Below are 17303 nucleotides of genomic sequence, written 5' to 3' on the forward strand. Positions count from 1 at the left end.
CAGTCATGGAAGGCACGCCGGCCAATGAGCAGATGGCTTCGCCACGGCGGGCGCCAAGCCAGCAACGAAGCCGCGAGCGGGTGGAGCGCATGCTGGCGGCCGCCTCGGCGCTGATCACCGAGCAAGGCAGCGATGCCATGCGCATGGGCGAAGTCGCCGAACGGGCAGGAGTGTCGATCGGCTCGCTCTACCAGTTCTTTCCCGACAAGCGGGCGATCATCTGGGCGCTGGCCGAGCGCTATACCGCCGAGAGCCAAGCCTGCATTTCGGCCGAGCTCAAGGATGTCCGCGATGCCGAAGGCCTGCGGCGGGCTTTCTCGGAACTGGTCGATATCTATTATCGGCTGTTCCTGGCAGAGCCGGTGATGCGCGACATCTGGTCGGGCACGCAGGCCGACAAGGCGCTACGCCAGCTCGAACTCGCCGACAGCCGTGCCAACGCAGAATTCCTTGTGGCGGTGCTGAAGCGATTGCGTCCCGATGCCGAGCCGGTCTCCCTGGAGACGACCGCATTTCTCGTCTGGCAGATGGGCGAGGCCGCGATGCGGCTGGCCATCTCGGTCGACCGCCAGGAAGGCGACAGGCTGGTCGCCGCCTACAAGCGCATGGCGCTGCGGGAACTGACCGGAGACTGAGTGGCACTGCGCGCGTTCATTTTCCTCCCTCCAGCAAGGATCTGGCCGGCAAGGATGTGGCCGACATCGCACCGCCTGGCGGCTGGTGCTCAAGCCGCCAGGCCTTCGGGCTCAGGCCGGTGATGCGCAGGAACTCGCGGTTGAAGTTCGATTTGCTGAGGAAACCGGCGTCGAACATGATGCGGGTGATCGGTTCGTCCGTCGTCGCCAGCAGGCGGCGCGCCTCGTCGATCCGCTGGTTGTTGACATATTGCGACACGCTCGATCCGTGGATGCGATTGATCGCCGACGACACTTGCCGTGCCGGCAGGCCGAGCCGCCTGGCGATGCGCCCAAGGTTGAGATCGACATCCTTGTAGAGTTGCTTCGACTGCATCAGCGCGTCGACCGCCGCCGCGATCGCGGAGTCTTCGTTGGTTGCCCGTGATGCGGTTTGCACCCGAGGCTCATCCTCTTCTTCCTCTTCTTCCTCTTCTTCGTCCGGAGCGGTGGCTTCGCTGGCGACCGCGGCAGCACCGCCGAGAAGCAACAGCGCCAGCACGTTGCCGCCGGCAATCACCGCGCCGGAATGAGCACCGTCGGTCCATTGCATGTCGAAACTGATGATGATGTCGGTGATCGGTGACGCGAGGATCGCCAGCGCCGTGACCCATAGCGACCGGTAGGACCGCAAGACCCCATCGAGGCGCGATTCGACAAGAACATCCGGGCCGGCCAGTGCAAGCCAAAGAAGCGCGAGCCCATATGACAGGAACACCAGGATGATCACCGGGCCGACCGGCTCGCGCCAGAAGACCAGCAGCAAGGCAACCAGGCAGGCCGGCAGCAGATGCGGCCACAGCCGTGCCAGGCGATGCTCCGACCGTTCTTTCGTCAAGCCGCTGAAGGCGATCCAGGCGAGCGGTGCGATCAGCGTCGCCAGCACCGACTGGACCGGCATCATGGCCCTGACATCATAACCCCAGCGGATGCCGATCAGCACCGACTGCAAGGCATAGGCGGCCACCAGCAGCATGAAGGCGATGTGCTCGCGCAAATCGGCCTCGTTTGCGCGGATCATCTGCACAAGCAGGATGACGAGCAGCAGGGCGACGACGAACGGCAGGGGAATGAAGATCATGATCGCAAGCGTGGTTCCAAGGCTGGCAGCGACCGACAATGACCTGGATTGCGTTCACGGTCGTCCCGGATCGCGATCGAGGTCGCGGAAATCGACGTCCCGGGTCATTCCGACAGCGCCACGGTCCAGCCGGGACCGCCACACATGATCGGAGATATCAATGAAATCCGCAATTCTTGGCCTGCTGTCCTTCGGCAGCGTCGTGCTTGCGTCACCGGCGAGCGGGGATGCCGGCAAGACACTCGATCTCGCCGGCGTGAGCGCCGTCGTCATATCGGGCGAAGCCAGTTCCGTCAGGCTCACCACTTCGGCCTCGGCGCCTTACCAGGCGACGATCGGCAGCCGCCGCGAAGGCTGGTTCGCACGCTGGTATTCGAGCTGGTTCGCCAATGACTGCAGTCTTGCCAGCGACATGAAGCTGGAGGCCTCGACATTGCGTATCGACGTTGCCCCCTCCTCGTGGCTGGATCCCTCCGACTGCACGGTCGAGATCAACGCCAACATTCAGCCCGAAAGTTCGGTGTCGATCGACCAGGCGGCGCTGCAGGCCAACATGGCGGGGAATTTCTCCACCATCGCCATAACCAGCAAGGCGGCCGATGTTTCGCTGGACGGGCATGCCTCGACCGTCGACCTCAGAGGCGACGCGCTGAAAGCCAATCTCGCCTTTGGCAGCGTCAGGCAGGACGAAAACATCGCCATCACCGGCAAGGCGCTGGATGCCACGCTGTCCTTCGGCCCGAGTGTTGCCATCAGCTATTCGGTCACCGCGACGGCGTCCTTGGTCGACAGCGCGCTTGCCAACACCGCCGGTGCCAAGCCCTCGGTAGTGATCAAGGGTGACTTTGTTCGTGCCACCATTCGTTGAACAAAAAACCCGCCTCGAAGGCGGGTTTTTGATCTGCGGCAATGCCGAAATGGCTTAGAGGCCGAAACCTTCGAAACGCTTCTTGAACTTCGACAGACGGCCGCCGCGGTCGAGCAGGGTCTGCTGGCCGCCGGTCCAGGCCGGGTGCGTGGTCGGGTCGATATCGAGGTTCATCGTATCGCCTTCCTTGCCCCAGGTCGAACGGGTCATGTATTCGGTGCCGTCGGTCATGACGACCTTGATGGTGTGGTAGTCGGGATGAATAGCGCTCTTCATGGCTCGGTTCCTGGCTTGCCGGCGCGGCTGACGGGCGGAAGCCTGCGTCGATGCGCCTCTTTTTAAAACTCGAAGCCGCAGCTATTGAGGAGCCACGGCTTCTAAAACGGTCGGCGAGCCTATACATCAGGCGGAATTGAATCACAAGGCCGCGGCAAGCGCATATTGAAGCGCATGAAGCTGAAGCGGCTAGAGGAAACACCGAGATGGCGCAATCAAGCAGCGCAGACGAGCGCCGACGCTCGCTCAAGCCGCTCAGACGCCTGTTCCCTTATATCACTGGATATCGCACGCTGGTCGTCGGCGCGCTTATCTCGCTGGCCATCGCGGCGGCAACGACACTGGCGCTGCCGCTGGCGGTTCGGCGCATGATCGACCATGGCTTCTCGTCGTCCAGCACCACCTTTATAGCCGAATACTTTGCCGCCCTGGTGGCGATGGCCGCCATGCTGGCGGCGGCATCGGCCTGCCGCTACTATTTCGTCATTACGCTCGGCGAGCGCGTCGTTGCCGATATCAGGCGCGACGTCTTTGCCCATGTGACGACGCTGTCGCCTGCGTTTTTCGATACCGCCCAGTCGGGCGAGATCGTGTCGCGGCTCGCCGCCGACACCACGCAGGTCAAGTCGGCGGTCGGCGCCACGGCCTCGGTCGCACTGCGCAATGTCATCCTCGGCCTCGGCGCGCTGGCGATGATGGTCGTCACCAGCCCCAAACTGTCCAGCCTGGTCATCGCGGCCATTCCGATCATCGTGCTGCCGCTGGTCGCCTTTGGCCGTTCGGTGCGGCGCAAGTCAAGGCAGGCGCAAGACACGCTTGCCGAGGCCACAGCCTATGCCAGCGAGCAGATCGGCGCGGTGCGCACGCTGCAGGCCTTCACCAACGAGAAGCTGGTCACCAGTCATTTTTCGGGCGCGGTGGAGGCTGCCTTCGAGGCGGCGCGGGCCTCGATCTTCGCGCGCTCCTTCCTCACCTTCTTTGCCATTTTCACCATCTTCTCGTCGGTTGTCGCGGTGCTCTGGTTCGGCTCGCGCGACGTGCTGGAAGGCACGATATCGCCGGGCACGCTCGGCCAGTTCCTGCTCTATTCGGTGTTCGCCGCCGGCGCGCTCGGCGCGCTGTCGGAAGTCTGGGGTGAACTGGCCCAGGCGGCGGGTGCTGCCGAACGGCTGACCGAGATCCTGGCCGAGAAGCCGGCGATCCAGGCGCCGGCCGACCCGAAGCCGCTGCCGGCGGTCGCCAAGGGCGCGATCACCTTCGACGATGTCTCCTTCTCCTATCCGGCCAGGCCCGACCGCGCCGCCGTCCACGGCTTGAGTTTTCAGGTCATGCCCGGCGAGACGGTGGCCATCGTCGGCCCCTCGGGGGCCGGCAAGAGCACGGTCTTTTCACTGATCCTGCGCTTCTACGATCCAGAGACCGGCAAGATCCTGATCGATGGCGTCGACGTGCGCGAGGCCGATCCCGTCTCGGTGCGCGAGCGCATCGCCATCGTGCCGCAGGACGTCACCATCTTCGCGGCGAGCGCACGCGACAATATCGGCTTCGGCCGCCCGGGTGCCGGCAATACCGAGATCGAGACGGCGGCGAAGGATGCGCTGGCCGACGAGTTCATCCTCAAGCTTGAGAATGGCTATGATAGCCAGGTCGGCGAGCGCGGCGTGACGCTGTCCGGCGGCCAGCGCCAGCGTGTGGCGATCGCCCGCGCCATCCTGCGCGACGCGCCGATCCTGCTGCTCGACGAAGCCACCTCGGCACTCGACGCCGAAAGCGAGACGCTGGTGCAGATGGCGCTGGAACGGCTGATGCAGGGCCGTACCACCATCGTCATCGCCCACCGGCTGGCGACGGTGCTGAAGGCCGACAGGATCCTGGTCATGGATGGCGGCCGCATCGTCGAGGAAGGCACGCATCAGAGCCTGGTCGCCAAGGGCGGCATCTATGCCAGGCTGGCCAAGCTGCAGTTCGAGACCGGCGCCAGCGCCTTCAGGGGCGCGGCGGAATAAGCGTTTCCGATATACCGGTCAATTCGCCTCGGTTTCGGCATAGCCGAAATTGTAGCTCCAGGAGGCGTTGTCGGAGAAGATGTCACCGGAAAGCACCCGCCCTTATGATCCGCACGCTTCGATCGCCGGATACCACCAGTGATAGAAAAGTAGAGGCGATCCCGCAAGGCATTGGGATTCGGTCGTCGTCCGATAAAGCCGCGTCATCGCCTTGTTTGCGCCTCGACGGTCAGCGAAATCGGGATGGCATGACGGCCGATCTCATGCGCCGTAGCGTTGCTTCAGGTGATTGACGAAATACACGGCGTTGAGTTTTTCGCCGGTGGCGCGTTCGAGCAGGTCCGGCGTCGACCAGCGCGACCCCTGCGACCATATCTTCTTGCGGCGCCAGTCGTTGATTGCAGTGAAGTTCCCTTTCGCCAGTTCGTCGTCGGCGGCGGGATGGTCGCGCGTCAGCGCGGCCCATTGCTGCGCAGCCATCATCGCGCCCAGCGTATAGGACGGGAAGTAGCCGAAGGCGGCGCCCGGCCAATGCACGTCCTGCATCGGCCCGTCGGCCGGATTGTCGATGGTGGACAGGCCGAGATAGTCGCGCATCTTGGCGTCCCAGGCTTCGGGGAGATCAGCCACCTCCAGCCTGCCCGAGACCAGTTCCTGCTCCAGCTCATAGCGCAGGATGACATGCAGCGGATAGGTCACCTCGTCGGCGTCGACGCGGATCAGGCCGCGCTCGACGCGATGCACATGCGGCAGGAGATCGTCGAGCGACCAGGCCTCGCCGAGATGCTTTTCCACCACTGGCAGCGCCCAGCGCCAGAAGGCTGGATTGCGGCCGATCTGCTTTTCGACGAACAGGCTCTGGCTTTCATGCACGGCCATGCCGCGCGCCTTGCCGAGCGGCCAGTGCGACCATGCTTTCGGCAGGTTCTGCTCGTAGAGCGCATGGCCGGTCTCGTGCAGCACGCCCATCAGTGCCGACAGGAAATCCGATGTCTTGTAGCGGGTGGTGATGCGCACGTCGCTGGGCACGCCGCCGCAGAAGGGATGATGCGACACCGACAGCGAGCCGTGCGTCAGGTCGAAACCGACCGCCGCCATCATGGCAAGGCCAAGCTCGCGCTGCTTGTCGATCGCATATGTGCCCGAAAGCGGCTTCAGCGGATGCTTGCGCAGCCGCGCTTCCTGGATCGCCAGCGCCTCCGGCACGAAGCCTTTGAGGAAGGCTTTCAGGTCGGCGAAGACGGGGGTGATGTCGGCGGTGCGGTTGCCGGGGTCGAATTGCTCCATCAGCGCGTCGTATGGGGCGAGGCCGAGCACGTCGGAGCGCAGAGCCGCCTCTTCGCGCACCAGCGCCACCACGCCCTCGAGCGCCGGCTGGAAGCCCGCCCAATCGTTCTTGGCGCGCAGGTCGCGCCACAGCTGCTCGCAACGCATGCGCGCCGTCGTCTGGCGTTCGACGAATTCGACCGGCAGGCAGGTCAGGTTGGTGTATTGCCGCCGCAGTTCGGAGAGAGCCGCGCGCTGCTCGTCGTCGAGCGCCTCGCCTTCTGCGGCGGCGATCCAGTCGGCGATTTCCGGTGCGGTTGCCCTGGTGTGGTACATGCCGGCCAGTGCTGCCATCGCCTCCGCACGCTTCTCGCCGCCGCCGACGGCCATATGCGTCGCCTCATCGGCGCCGAGGATGGCCAGAGCATGCTCAAGCGCTTCGAGCTTGTGGCCGAGGTCGTCGAGTTTCTGAAAGGACATGGCGGCTTCCGTGATTGAGGACGGCGCGAAAAGACACCAACGCAAAAGCGTTGGCAACCCTCAGAGCAGTTCACCGTTTCACGGAAACGGCAAACCGCTCCGACCCTTCATTTTGACGCAATTCCCAAGGGAAAGCGCTACGCGCTTTTCCCGGGAAAACCGCTCCACACTTTTCCTGGAGTTGCTCCAGATACCGTCCCGCAGATGCACCTTGCGCAGGCGATGTCACACATGAAATGCTGCCGGCAACGCATCAAGGGGGAGCAAATGATCGGCAACATTCTGGTCGGGCTGGTGGCCTTGATCCATGTCTACATCGTCTATCTCGAGATGGTGCTCTGGGACACGCCGCGCGGGCACAAGACATTCCGCCTGACGCCGGAATTCGCCAACGCCTCGAAGGTGCTGGCCGCCAATCAGGGCCTCTACAACGGATTTCTCGCCGCCGGCCTGATCTGGGGGCTTTATCTCGGTGCCGCCGGTTTTCAGGTCAAGGTTTTCTTCCTGTTGTGCGTAGCGATTGCCGGCCTCTACGGCGCGGCAACGGTCGGCCGCAAGATCCTGTTCATCCAGACCGTGCCGGCGGTGGTCGCCCTGATCGCCGTCTGGTTCGGTTGGTGAAAAAGGACGCCCGCGGGATTGGGGTCCCGAAGGCGCCAGGTGGTTCCCTTCCTGTCGGACCTTTCCAGATGGGCTGCCTCAGCCGTTCGGATAGCTTCCGCTGTCTGAGCCGCCACCCATCAGGAAATCGTTGCCGGTGTCGACCCGCAACCGCTGGTCGACATTGTCGAGATGACGCAGCAGGTCATGGTATTGCGCGGCCGGGATCCTGCCGTGATCGGACGCGGCAATCTTCTCGGCGGTCCGGCTGATCTGGTTGGTGCGCATTTCCAGGTGTTCCGCCACGGCCGGGGTGATGCTGTTGGCCTGCCTGGCGTCGACGATGCCCTGGCGGACGCCTTGAGCCTGTTCAATGAGAGCCTCGACACGCTGACCCGTCAAGTCGCTCGGGGTGGTCGGGTCGAGAACGCCTCTGTTATGACTCGCGGCATAGGCGCCGGTGAGCGGAATGGCGATCAAGAATGCGGTCAGTGTTGCAGTTCTGAGCAAGGGTGAAAAAGAGCGCATCGTCGCGTCTCCTCTGAAAAGGAAGGCGGCTGTTCTTCGCCTGCCTTCCAGCCGCGGGCCGTCCGGTTCCGTCGTGTCGCGATGGGAGGTATCGCCGGCGGTTCTCGGCCCTGCGCAGCAAGCTAGGAGCGCTCCGGCGTGAAGTGTAATTAAAAAAAGATAATCTTTTCAGGCCTTGCCGGCTTCGGCCTGCGCCCTAGAGTTGAGCCGGCGAACAAGTTCGCGTGACTTTTCCGTGATGAAGAATCACCGTTCGGTGAGCTTCAGTTCAATGCGGCGGTTCTTGTTGCGCGCCTCGTCGGTGTCGGCGGGATCGAGCGGCTGGAACTCGCCGAAGCCGGCGGCGACCAGCCGGTTGGCTGGCACGCCGTTCTCGATCAGGAACTTGACCACCGAGGTCGAACGCGCCGTCGACAGTTCCCAATTGTCGCGGTAACGGCCATTGCCGGACAACGGCTTGTTATCGGTGTGGCCGTCGACGCGCAGCACCCAGTTGATCTCGGGCGGGATTTCCTTCTGCAGTTCGATGATGGCGTCGGCGAGCTTCTTCATCTCGACCTTGCCGGCATCGTTGATCACTTCGGACCCGGTCGGGAACAGCACTTCCGACTGGAAGACGAAGCGGTCGCCGACGATGCGGATGTTTTCGCGGTCGGCGAGAATCTCGCGCAGACGCCCGAAGAAGTCGGACCGGTAGCGGTTCAATTCCTGCACGCGCTGGGCAAGCGCCACGTTCAGGCGTCGGCCGAGATCGGCGATCTTGGTGTTGGAATCGCGGTCGCGGGTTTCGGATACGTTGAGCGCATCCTCGAGCGCGCCGATCTGCTTGCGCAGGGCCGCGATCTGCTGGTTGAGAATCTCGACCTGGCTCAGCGCCTGCTGGCTGATCTGGCGCTGGTTGTCGAGTTCGCCGCCCAGTTCCGCGGCCCGCTGGTTAGCGGCATCGCCGGCGCCGGCGCCTTGCGCCAGCAACTGTTCGAGCCGGCTCTTCTCCGCCTCCGCCGCCGATAGCGACGCCTGCAAATTGGCGAGCGAATCGTCCTTGTCCTGCGCCGTCGAGCGCTCCAGCGCCAGAAGCTGCGTCAGTTCATTGATCTGCGAGTTGAGGCGTGTGAGCACCGTATCCTTGCCGGAGAGTTCGCGGCCGAGCAGGAACTGCGCCAGCACGAAGACGGTGAGCAGGAACATGATGGCCAGAAGCAGCGTCGACAGCGCGTCGACAAAGCCCGGCCAATAGTCGATGCGGCGGTCGGTACGCCGGCCCCTGGCAAGCGCCATGTCAGTGCACCCCGGGCTTCTTCAGGGCTTCGGCGATCTTTTCCAGCGTGTTGCGCATCGCCTTCTGTTCATCGGACTGGGCCTCGACCCAGTCGCGCATGATCTGCTGCTCGGAGCGCATGTTCTTGACCAGGCCGGAAATGCCGTCGGCGAGGTTGGCCATGGCGGTGGCGACACGCGGATTGGAGCCGCCGCCATTCTCCTGCATGCTGCGCAGCCGTTCCGACAGCACCCGGATCTCGTCGGAGGACTCGGTCTTGGCCGGGTCGGAGACGACGATGTCGGACGACAGATCGGTGACCGAGGACAGCCAGTTCTCAAGCTCGGTGTAGAAGCGGGTCTGGGCGCGGCCCGCCTGCAGGTCGAGGAAGCCGAGCACGAGCGAGCCCGACAGGCCGAACAGCGAGGACGAGAAGGCCGTGCCCATGCCGGCCAGCGGCGCCGACAGGCCCTGCTTCAGCGAATCGAGCACCGCCGCAGCGTCACCCGTGCCGGGATCGAGCGATTCAATGGTCTCGCGGATCGAGCCGATCGTGTTCAACAGGCCCCAGAAGGTGCCGAGCAGGCCGAGGAACACCAGCAGGCCGACGAGATAGCGCGAGGTGTCGCGGCTCTCGTCGAGGCGCGTGGCGATGGAATCGAGCATGGTGCGCATCGAGGAGGTCGAAAAGGCTGTCGCCGAGGAGCGGCCGATCATCGCCTTCATCGGCGCCAGCAGAACCGGCTCTGTTGTCTCCGAACCGGCACGGAAGGAGTTGACCCAGCGCACCTCGCGAAACAGCCGCCCGACCTGGGCAAAGGCGAGCAGGATGCCGACCGCGAGCACGCCGACGATCAGGCCGTTGAGCCCGGGATTGCTGCCAAAGGCGGTCGAGATCTGGCGGGTCAGGATGGCGGCAATGAAGGCGACGATGGCCAGGAAGATGACCATGGTCAGCAGGAAGACCTGCGGACTCGACAGTTTATGCGGATCGTAGATCAGAACGTCGGAGCGTCTGCCCATGCCGAAGGATCTGAGAAAAGCCATCCGTGCCCCGTTTCCGATGCTCTATTTGCCTTTACGCAATTCCGAACGGGAAACCGCTCACACTTTCCCTGGAATTGCTCCAGCGCCGCCGATCACGTAGATGGCGACTCTAAACGGAATTGTGACCAAATTGAATGGCGCTTGGCAATATTGCCACACCGATAGTCGTTGTCAGAGACGATTGATGACCAGACAGTCGACCATGGCCGCCAGATGCAGGCCGGCGCCGGTGACGACGAAGCCATGCCACAGCGCATTGTGGAAGCGCAGCCCCTTCCAGGCGAAGAAAATGACGCCGCAGGAATAGACCACGCCACCTGCAACGATGAGCGCAAGCGATGTTGTCGGCAGGGTCTGGACAAGCGGCTTTGCCAGAAGGATGCCACTCCAGCCGATGGCGAGGTAGAAGACAACAGCCAGCCGGTCGAAGCGGCCGGGGAAAAACACTTTTATGGCAATGCCCGTGGCGGCCGCTGCCCACACCAGGACGATCATCCCGCTGGCCAATGGCGAGCCATCGAGTTGGGCAAGAAAGGGCGTGTAGGTGGCGGCGATCAAGAGATAGATCGCGGCGTGGTCGAAGCGCCGCAAGACCCATTTCGCCGGCGACGTCACCGGCCAGAGATTGTAGGTCATCGATACCGACAGCACGGTCAGCAGTGAAACGACGTAGAAGGCGGCGGCGATGTATTCGCCCGGTCCGACCCGAAACGCCGCCAGCGCCAGCAGCGTCGAGCCGGCCGCGATCGCCAGGACAATGCCGACAGCATGAACGATGCCGTCGGCGATCATCTCCGCGCGGGAGTAGTGCCAGCGCCCGATAAACGGGATTTCGAGTTGCGACGGTGTCTTGGTCATCGATCGTCCTGTGTCACCCCTAATCTGGGCAACCACCGGACAGTATTTCAAGCTTTGGTGGCGGTTTTGCGACTGCGGCGGTTCAGCACGGCGGGCCTTTGCTTCCCTACAATTCCCAGGGAAGCGCTAGGCGCTTCTCCTGGAAAAACGCTCCGCACTTTCCTGGAATCGCTTCAGCGGGGTGCGAAGGGTGTTTTCACCGTCTTCAGCAGCGCGCGCTGGATGATTTCATTGCCCGCGACCACCGAGCCGTTGTCCAGCATGTCCTGTCCGCCATCCATGTCCGAGACGAAACCGCCGGCTTCGCGGATCAGGAGCAGGCCGGCGGCGATGTCCCAGGCCGACAGGCCGGTTTCCCAGAAGCCGTCCATGCGGCCGGCGGCGACATAGGCAAGATCGAGCGCGGCGGAGCCGAGACGGCGCACGCCCGAGACCTCGGCCATGACGTTGCGCAGCTCGACGAGGAAATTGCCGTGGTGGCCGCGTCCCAGATGCGGCATGCCGCAGCCGATCACCGTGTCGACCAGCTTGATGCGGCCGGCGACGCGCAGCCGACGGTCGTTCATGAAGGCACCGCCGCCGCGCTCGGTGGTGTAGAGCTCATCCATGGCCGGATTGTAGATGACCCCGGCAACGATCTGGCCCTGGCGTTCCAACGCGATCGAAACGGCAAACAGCGGGATGCCGTGCAGGAAATTGGTGGTGCCGTCGAGCGGATCGACAATCCAGCGGTGCTGGTTGTCGTCGCCTTCCACCACGCCGCGCTCCTCCATCAGGAAACCGTAGCCCGGGCGCGCCTTCGACAGCTCGGCAAACAGAATGTCCTCGGCCTTGCGGTCGGCCTGGCTGACATAGTCGCCCGGGCCCTTCAATGAGACCTGCAGGTTCTGGACCTCGCCGAAGTCGCGCGACAGCGAGCGGCCGGCCTTCATTGCGGCCTGAACCATGACGTTGAGAAGGGCTGAGCGTGCCATATCGTTGAAACTCCAAAAGCCTGGGGCGGATCAACTCAAATTGGATCGCGGCCCCGCTTCATCTGCTTGTCTTTGCGCGCATGATCTTGTCCGAAAAGTCTGCAACTTTTCGGGATCATGCTCTAGTCGGCGCGGCGCACGTAAGTGATTTCGTTGGTGTCGACGATGATGCGTTCGCCGGCGCCGATGAAGGGCGGCACCAGCACGCGAATGCCGTTCTCCAGCACCGCCGGCTTGTAGGAGGATGCCGCCGTCTGGCCCTTCACCACCGGATCGGCCTCGGTGATGGTCAGGGTCACATAATCGGGCAGCGAGATGCCGATCGGCCTTTCCTCATAGAGCTGAACCGTCACCATCATGCCGTCCTGCAGGAAGGCGGCACGGTCGCCGACGAATTCCTTGTTCAGCTCTAGCTGTTCGTAGCTTTGGGTGTCCATGAACACCAGCGCGTCCTCCTGCGCGTAGAGGAAGGAAAAATCTTTCAGGTCGAGGCGGATCTGCTCGACCGTCTCGGCCGAGCGGAAGCGCTCGTTGAGCTTGGTGCCGTTGATGAGGTTCTTCAGTTCGACCTGGTTGTAGGCGCCGCCCTTGCCGGGCTTGACGGTGTTGGTCCTGACCGCCACCCAGAGACCACCATCGTGCTCGATGACGTAGCCGGGACGGATTTCGTTGCCATTGATCTTGGCCATGATGATGGGATCCGGAATGAGATTTTCGCCGGGACAAGCGATTTAGGGGCTCCCAAGACCACAAATCGCCCGGAGAGGCAAGGGAGGCCGGATCGGCTCCAACTGGCTGCCCGGCATCAGGCCTCGATCATGATGGCTTCGCCGACAGCCTTTGCAATGGCCTCCACAGCCTTCGCCAGCCGGTTGAGGTGCGGAGAGCGCAGTGCCACGACCTGCAACGAAAGGTCGACATCTTCGACATCGACGAGTGCGAGGCCGTGGGGAAGTCCTCGCGCCGCGAGCCGCAACGGCATGAGGCCGAGGCCGTGTCCCCGACGTACCCATTCCATCTGCATGGCCGGGTCCTGAATTTCCGCCGCCACAACGAGCCGATGCCGCTCGCCGCCCAAACTGGAGAGGAGCGTCTGACGCGCATCGCAGGGCTCTGGGCTGAGAACCCAAGGCATGGCAGTCCGAGCGTCCGTGGGATGGGGGTCGGTGCCGCCGGCCTGCCCTATGATACAGAGACGTTCGGTGCCGAGCGCGTCTGACCCTTGATGATCGGCAGGTCGCAGAACAATCGCCATATCGAGTTGACCGCGTTCGAACTGCTCGATGAGCTCCGCGCTCCAGCCGGTCTTGAGCCGCAACGATACTTTTGGAAACGCGGCGGACGCGCCGGCGATGGCGCCCGCAACGCTTGCGTCGGACAAGCCATGCGCCAGGCCGACACGCAGCACGCCCTGCGGCTCGGCGTCAGCGGTGAACGCGTTCAGAGCCTCGACCGAAGCCAGTATGTCCTTTGCACGCACCAGCACCTCCAATCCTGCCGCAGTCAGGCGCGGCGGCTTCTGCCGGCGATCGAGAAGCGTCGTTCCGAGCATCTCCTCCAGTCGCTGCATCTGCCGGGTGACGGCAGGCTGTGTCAAAGGCAGGCGGCGGGCGACATTCTGGATCGAACCTTCCTCGGCGAAGAGAACGAGCGTGCGCAGTTCCTCCAGCATCCCCCAAATACTCCGTAGGCATAATCATTCTGATTATTATGAATTTGAAATCAGGATGCCGGCAAGCGATTTTCCTTTCAACGGATTTCCAAAAGGAAGGGAAGACAATGCAAGCGATCGAATTGCAGGCCCCTGGCGGCATCGACAATCTCAGACTGGTCGAGCGGCCGATGCCGGAACCGGGCCGCCAGGAGATGATCATCAAAGTCAAGGCAACCGCACTCAACTACCGCGACGTCGAGATCGCCCGCGGCAGCTACCACACCGCCTTTGCGCTGCCGCTGGTGCCGCTCTCGGACGGGGTCGGCGAAGTGGTTGCGGTTGGCGCCGAGGTGACCCGCTTCAAGGTTGGCGACCGCGTCTGCGGCACGTTCTGGCAGCGCTGGGTCGGCGGCAGCTTCGCCATGGCCGAACCGTCCTATCAGCGCGGCGGTCCCATCGATGGGTTGCTCAGCGAGTTCGCGCGGCTGGACGAACAGGCAGCCGTGCTTGCGCCGCCCCATCTGAGCGATGTCGAAGCGGCGACATTGCCTTGCGCCGCGGTCACGGCCTGGCACGCGCTGTTCACCGAAGGCCAGTTGAAGCCGGGCGAGACGGTGCTCAGTCTGGGCACTGGCGGCGTCTCGCTGTTTGCGGTGCAGTTGGCCGCGGCAGCCGGCGCGCGTGTCATCGTCACGTCGAGCAGCGACGACAAGCTCACGCGGGCAAAGGCGCTTGGCGCGCATGACGGCATCAACTATCGCGACAATCCCGATTGGTCGTCAGTCGTGCTGGCGCTGACCGGTGGAGGAGGTGCCGACCACATCATTGAAGTCGGCGGGCCGCAAAGCTTCGCCCAGTCGCTGAAGGCGTCAGCGCGTGGCGCCCAGATCAATGTCATCGGCTATCTCGGCGGCAGCGACGGGGGGATCAATCCGCTCGATATCTTCCGCCGCCAGGTCCGGGCGCGCGGCATACCGGTCGGCTCACGCGAATCCTTCGAGGCGATGAACCGGGCGCTCACCGTTAACCGGCTGCGGCCGATGATCGATCGCGTCTTCCCCTGGACAGAAGCAGCGGCGGCCTTTCACCACCTTGAGCATGGCTCACCCTTCGGCAAGGTTGTCCTCGATCACATGCAATGATTTGGCGAGCCGCCGTTAGAGCGCTTAACCGTTTCATGGAAACGGCGAACCGCTCTAACTCTTTGTTTTGACGCAATTCCCAAGGGAAAGCGCTATGCGCTTTTCCCGGGAAAACCGCCCACACTTTTCCTGGATTGCTCTACGGCAGGCGGTTCGCCTTCTGCAGGGCCTGCTTGGTCTGGTCGTCGCTCAACCCCTGCAGGAAATCGTCCATATCGGGGTCGATGAGACCGGCGCGGCGGGCAACGATGTACCAGGCGCCGGCAAGCACCAGGTCGGGGTCGGTGCCGATGCCTTGCATATAGAGTTTTGCGAGGCGGTTCTCGGCGGCGACATTGCCGCCCTCGGCGGCTTGCTTCGTCCAGCCGAAAGCCGATTTCAGGTCGCGGGCGCCACCACGGCCCTCGATCATCCAGGCAGCGAGATCGATCTGCGCGGTGTCGTAGTTCTGTCGTGCGGCCTGCGCCAGCAGGCGCCTTGCCTGCGCGTCGTCGCGCGGCTTGCCGCCGACGCCGTTGGCGTAGATCTGGGACATGGCGTATTGCGCGTCGGCGAGGCCGGTCGCGGCGGCGCGCTCATAGTAGGTGGCAGCCTTGGTCAGACTCGCGTCGCCGGGATCCTGCTGGACCAGCATCTGCGCGAAATTGAACTGCGCCAGCTGGTTGCCGGCTTCGGCGGCGGCCTGCATCAGCGCGTAGGCCTCTTTCGTGTCTTTCTTGACGTAGCGGCCGTCGAGCAGCATCAGCGCGTACTGGAACTGCGCCTCCGGCACGCCTTGCTCGGCGGCAAGCGCATACCATTTGGAGGCTTCCGCCGCGTTCAACGGCACGCCGAGCCCGCGCGACAGGATCTCGGCCACCAATGTCTGCGCCGCCGGGTCGCCGTTCTGGGCACGCACCAGCGCGAGGTTGTAGGCCGTCTTGTAGAGCCCGCGCTGGAAGGCGCCATAGGCCGCGTCCGCCGGCTTGGCCCCGAAGCGGTCGGGATTGATGCTGTCGACCGAGGGCAGCGGTGCGGGCTCCGCCGTGGTGGCGGGTTGCGGCAGCTGCTTTTCGATCGGCTTGTCGGTGTGCGCGCCGGTTTCAGGCTTGGGCTGCGGCAAGGGTATGGTTTCGGCGGCGGCGGCCTGGATCATGACCGCTGCAAGCAAGGCCTGAAGGGGAAGCCTTACCGGAGCCACATCAGTCCTCGAAGCGCGGCGCGGTTTCGTCGAGCAGCGCGTTGGCCTTGGCAATCGCCGCTTGCGGATCGACGCCATCGGCAAACACCGCGCTCGACAGCGCGACGAATTCGGCGCCGGTGGCGGCCACTTCTTCGATGGAAGCCAGATCGGATCCAGCCATGACGATGCAAGGGATCTGGATCATGTCGGCCCACCATCGCCCCAGCGACAGGTTGCGCGGGTGCGGCTCGGGCTTGTTGTCGTAGCCGAAGCGGCCGAAGAAGATGTAGTCGGGCCGCGTCTCGCCAAGCTCAAGCGCATCGTCACGCGTCTTGGCGCCGCCGGCGCCGACCATCATTTTCGCCTGAAAATGTCCGATCGTCTCGGCAAGTTCGGCCTTGGAAACCTCGACATGAATGCCGTCGGCCTGGACGCGGCCCGCTATGCGGGTGTCGCCGGCGATGATGACGGCAACGCCCGCGGCCTGCGCCGCCGGCACGATCTGTTCGGCGAAGGCCTGGAAGGAGGCCTCGTCCATGCCGTTCTCGGGCAGGATCAGCGAGGCGACGTCACCGCCGTCGAATGCGGTGGCGATGCGGGCGGCCGGCACGCCGGACGGCGCGATCAGCACGATGCGGCAGCGATTTGGAGGTGTGGCGTCGTTCATGGTTCTTCGATCCCGGATTTCGCCTATGCCGGGCGAAGATGGTTGGATTGCGGCATAGAGCAAACTGCCGGGATTGAACAGGCGTCAGCTGTCAGGCGGCATCAGGCGGGACGAAGACCATTACGGGCTTTCGTGACGATGTCGAACACTTTCGACGGATCCTCGATGCCAATGAATTGCGGCACCGGGTCGAGAGCCGGCGACCAGCTGGCAAAATTTTGATAGCGCGACTGAGGCCAGCCGCCCGGATTTCCGAAGAACGATGTCGCTGCGCCGAAGCGCAAACTGCCACGCTTTTCGCCCTCGCCGGTTAGCTGGATGTCGGGAAGACGTTCCAGATCGATTGATGTGAAGTTGGCGAAAGGAGCGGTGCGCATGATGAGAATGCGTTTGTCCGTCACCGCATAGGAGATCCGCCGTCTCAGCCACGCGTCGACTGCAAACCGGCCGAAGACGAAGAAGAGACCAATGCAGATGAACATTGCTCCCCATGCGTCGAAGAAAAGCGGCGCGCCTTGCTTGGTCGCGGTATAGGTCCAGAAGATTGCAAAACCGCACCAGACAAGGCTGAACGGAATAAGAAACATATCCCGGCTGGTGAAGAATAGGCCTTGCGTGGGAAGACCGCTCCACAGGATGTGTTCGCGGGGCAATAGCCGCCCCTGAAAAGGTCCGATCGCCACGCCTTTGCCCCGTTGCTTTGTGCCCGCATCCACATCGCACGGACGACGATCGCCGCGCAAATCAGCAACGCGTTATCCG

The 17303-nt window shown here is 63.6% G+C and carries 18 protein-coding genes; 5 read left to right on the forward strand and 13 right to left on the reverse strand.

Annotation, left to right across the window (positions count from 1 at the left end):
• The first annotated feature begins 5 nt into the window (after positions 1 to 5).
• Complete coding sequence (locus AC1D05_RS26185) at positions 6 to 635, forward strand: TetR/AcrR family transcriptional regulator (RefSeq protein WP_477444609.1); 630 nt, start codon at positions 6 to 8, stop codon at positions 633 to 635.
• Between the two features lie 16 nt (positions 636 to 651).
• Here AC1D05_RS26185 and AC1D05_RS26190 read toward each other — a convergent pair whose 3' ends face one another.
• Positions 652 to 1755: a helix-turn-helix domain-containing protein gene (locus tag AC1D05_RS26190; protein ID WP_477444610.1), complete on the reverse strand. Its 1104-nt coding sequence runs from the start codon at positions 1753 to 1755 to the stop codon at positions 652 to 654.
• A gap of 160 nt (positions 1756 to 1915) precedes the next feature.
• On the opposite strand from AC1D05_RS26190, the gene AC1D05_RS26195 reads away from it, so the two are divergent.
• The gene (locus AC1D05_RS26195; protein ID WP_477444611.1) at positions 1916 to 2623 is read left to right on the forward strand and encodes a hypothetical protein; all 708 of its coding nucleotides are present in this window, start codon (positions 1916 to 1918) and stop codon (positions 2621 to 2623) included.
• A gap of 54 nt (positions 2624 to 2677) precedes the next feature.
• On the opposite strand, the gene rpmE is transcribed toward AC1D05_RS26195, so the two are convergent.
• Positions 2678 to 2899 carry a 50S ribosomal protein L31 gene (gene rpmE, locus AC1D05_RS26200; protein WP_096451251.1) on the reverse strand — a complete coding sequence of 74 codons (222 nt, stop codon included), beginning with the start codon at positions 2897 to 2899 and terminating at the stop codon, positions 2678 to 2680.
• A gap of 206 nt (positions 2900 to 3105) precedes the next feature.
• Here rpmE and AC1D05_RS26205 point away from each other — a divergent pair, with 206 nt between their 5' ends.
• Positions 3106 to 4905 carry an ABC transporter transmembrane domain-containing protein gene (locus AC1D05_RS26205; protein WP_477444612.1) on the forward strand — a complete coding sequence of 600 codons (1800 nt, stop codon included), beginning with the start codon at positions 3106 to 3108 and terminating at the stop codon, positions 4903 to 4905.
• Positions 4906 to 5166: 261 nt separating this feature from the next.
• Here the strand turns inward: AC1D05_RS26205 and AC1D05_RS26210 are convergent, their stop codons facing one another.
• Positions 5167 to 6651 (reverse strand): carboxypeptidase M32, encoded by a 1485-nt coding sequence (locus tag AC1D05_RS26210; protein ID WP_477444613.1) that lies wholly within the window; start codon positions 6649 to 6651, stop codon positions 5167 to 5169.
• Positions 6652 to 6918: 267 nt separating this feature from the next.
• Between AC1D05_RS26210 and AC1D05_RS26215 the strand changes: the two genes are divergently transcribed.
• A complete protein-coding gene (locus AC1D05_RS26215; protein ID WP_477444614.1) occupies positions 6919 to 7272 on the forward strand; it encodes a DUF1304 domain-containing protein in 354 nt (117 codons plus the stop codon).
• Positions 7273 to 7350: 78 nt separating this feature from the next.
• Here AC1D05_RS26215 and AC1D05_RS26220 read toward each other — a convergent pair whose 3' ends face one another.
• The 7 genes from AC1D05_RS26220 to AC1D05_RS26250 all read right to left on the reverse strand — a co-directional run bounded on the left by AC1D05_RS26220 (position 7351) and on the right by AC1D05_RS26250 (position 13588).
• The gene (locus tag AC1D05_RS26220; RefSeq protein WP_477444615.1) at positions 7351 to 7779 is read right to left on the reverse strand and encodes a hypothetical protein; all 429 of its coding nucleotides are present in this window, start codon (positions 7777 to 7779) and stop codon (positions 7351 to 7353) included.
• A 246-nt stretch (positions 7780 to 8025) separates the two neighbouring features.
• Positions 8026 to 9057, reverse strand: coding sequence for a peptidoglycan -binding protein (locus AC1D05_RS26225; RefSeq protein WP_477444616.1), 1032 nt, complete (start codon positions 9055 to 9057; stop codon positions 8026 to 8028).
• Position 9058: 1 nt separating this feature from the next.
• Entirely contained in the window at positions 9059 to 10084 is a 1026-nt protein-coding gene (locus AC1D05_RS26230) for a MotA/TolQ/ExbB proton channel family protein (protein WP_477444617.1), read from the reverse strand.
• Between the two features lie 171 nt (positions 10085 to 10255).
• The gene (trhA, locus tag AC1D05_RS26235) at positions 10256 to 10942 is read right to left on the reverse strand and encodes a PAQR family membrane homeostasis protein TrhA (RefSeq protein ID WP_477444618.1); all 687 of its coding nucleotides are present in this window, start codon (positions 10940 to 10942) and stop codon (positions 10256 to 10258) included.
• Between the two features lie 173 nt (positions 10943 to 11115).
• Entirely contained in the window at positions 11116 to 11916 is an 801-nt protein-coding gene (locus tag AC1D05_RS26240) for an inositol monophosphatase family protein (RefSeq protein WP_477444619.1), read from the reverse strand.
• A 122-nt stretch (positions 11917 to 12038) separates the two neighbouring features.
• The gene (gene efp / locus AC1D05_RS26245) at positions 12039 to 12605 is read right to left on the reverse strand and encodes an elongation factor P (RefSeq protein WP_477444620.1); all 567 of its coding nucleotides are present in this window, start codon (positions 12603 to 12605) and stop codon (positions 12039 to 12041) included.
• 116 nt (positions 12606 to 12721) lie between these two features.
• Positions 12722 to 13588: a LysR family transcriptional regulator gene (locus AC1D05_RS26250; protein ID WP_477444621.1), complete on the reverse strand. Its 867-nt coding sequence runs from the start codon at positions 13586 to 13588 to the stop codon at positions 12722 to 12724.
• A gap of 107 nt (positions 13589 to 13695) precedes the next feature.
• Between AC1D05_RS26250 and AC1D05_RS26255 the strand changes: the two genes are divergently transcribed.
• Positions 13696 to 14712 carry a zinc-dependent alcohol dehydrogenase family protein gene (locus AC1D05_RS26255; RefSeq protein ID WP_477444622.1) on the forward strand — a complete coding sequence of 339 codons (1017 nt, stop codon included), beginning with the start codon at positions 13696 to 13698 and terminating at the stop codon, positions 14710 to 14712.
• A 139-nt stretch (positions 14713 to 14851) separates the two neighbouring features.
• Here AC1D05_RS26255 and AC1D05_RS26260 read toward each other — a convergent pair whose 3' ends face one another.
• The 3 genes from AC1D05_RS26260 to AC1D05_RS26270 all read right to left on the reverse strand — a co-directional run bounded on the left by AC1D05_RS26260 (position 14852) and on the right by AC1D05_RS26270 (position 17224).
• Complete coding sequence (locus AC1D05_RS26260) at positions 14852 to 15847, reverse strand: tetratricopeptide repeat protein (protein WP_477444623.1); 996 nt, start codon at positions 15845 to 15847, stop codon at positions 14852 to 14854.
• Positions 15848 to 15893: 46 nt separating this feature from the next.
• Positions 15894 to 16541, reverse strand: coding sequence for a thiamine phosphate synthase (locus AC1D05_RS26265; protein ID WP_477444624.1), 648 nt, complete (start codon positions 16539 to 16541; stop codon positions 15894 to 15896).
• Positions 16542 to 16642: 101 nt separating this feature from the next.
• Positions 16643 to 17224 carry a PH domain-containing protein gene (locus AC1D05_RS26270; protein WP_477444625.1) on the reverse strand — a complete coding sequence of 194 codons (582 nt, stop codon included), beginning with the start codon at positions 17222 to 17224 and terminating at the stop codon, positions 16643 to 16645.
• Positions 17225 to 17303: the final 79 nt, after the last annotated feature.

The organism is Mesorhizobium sp. P2_E9 (assembly GCF_056403815.1).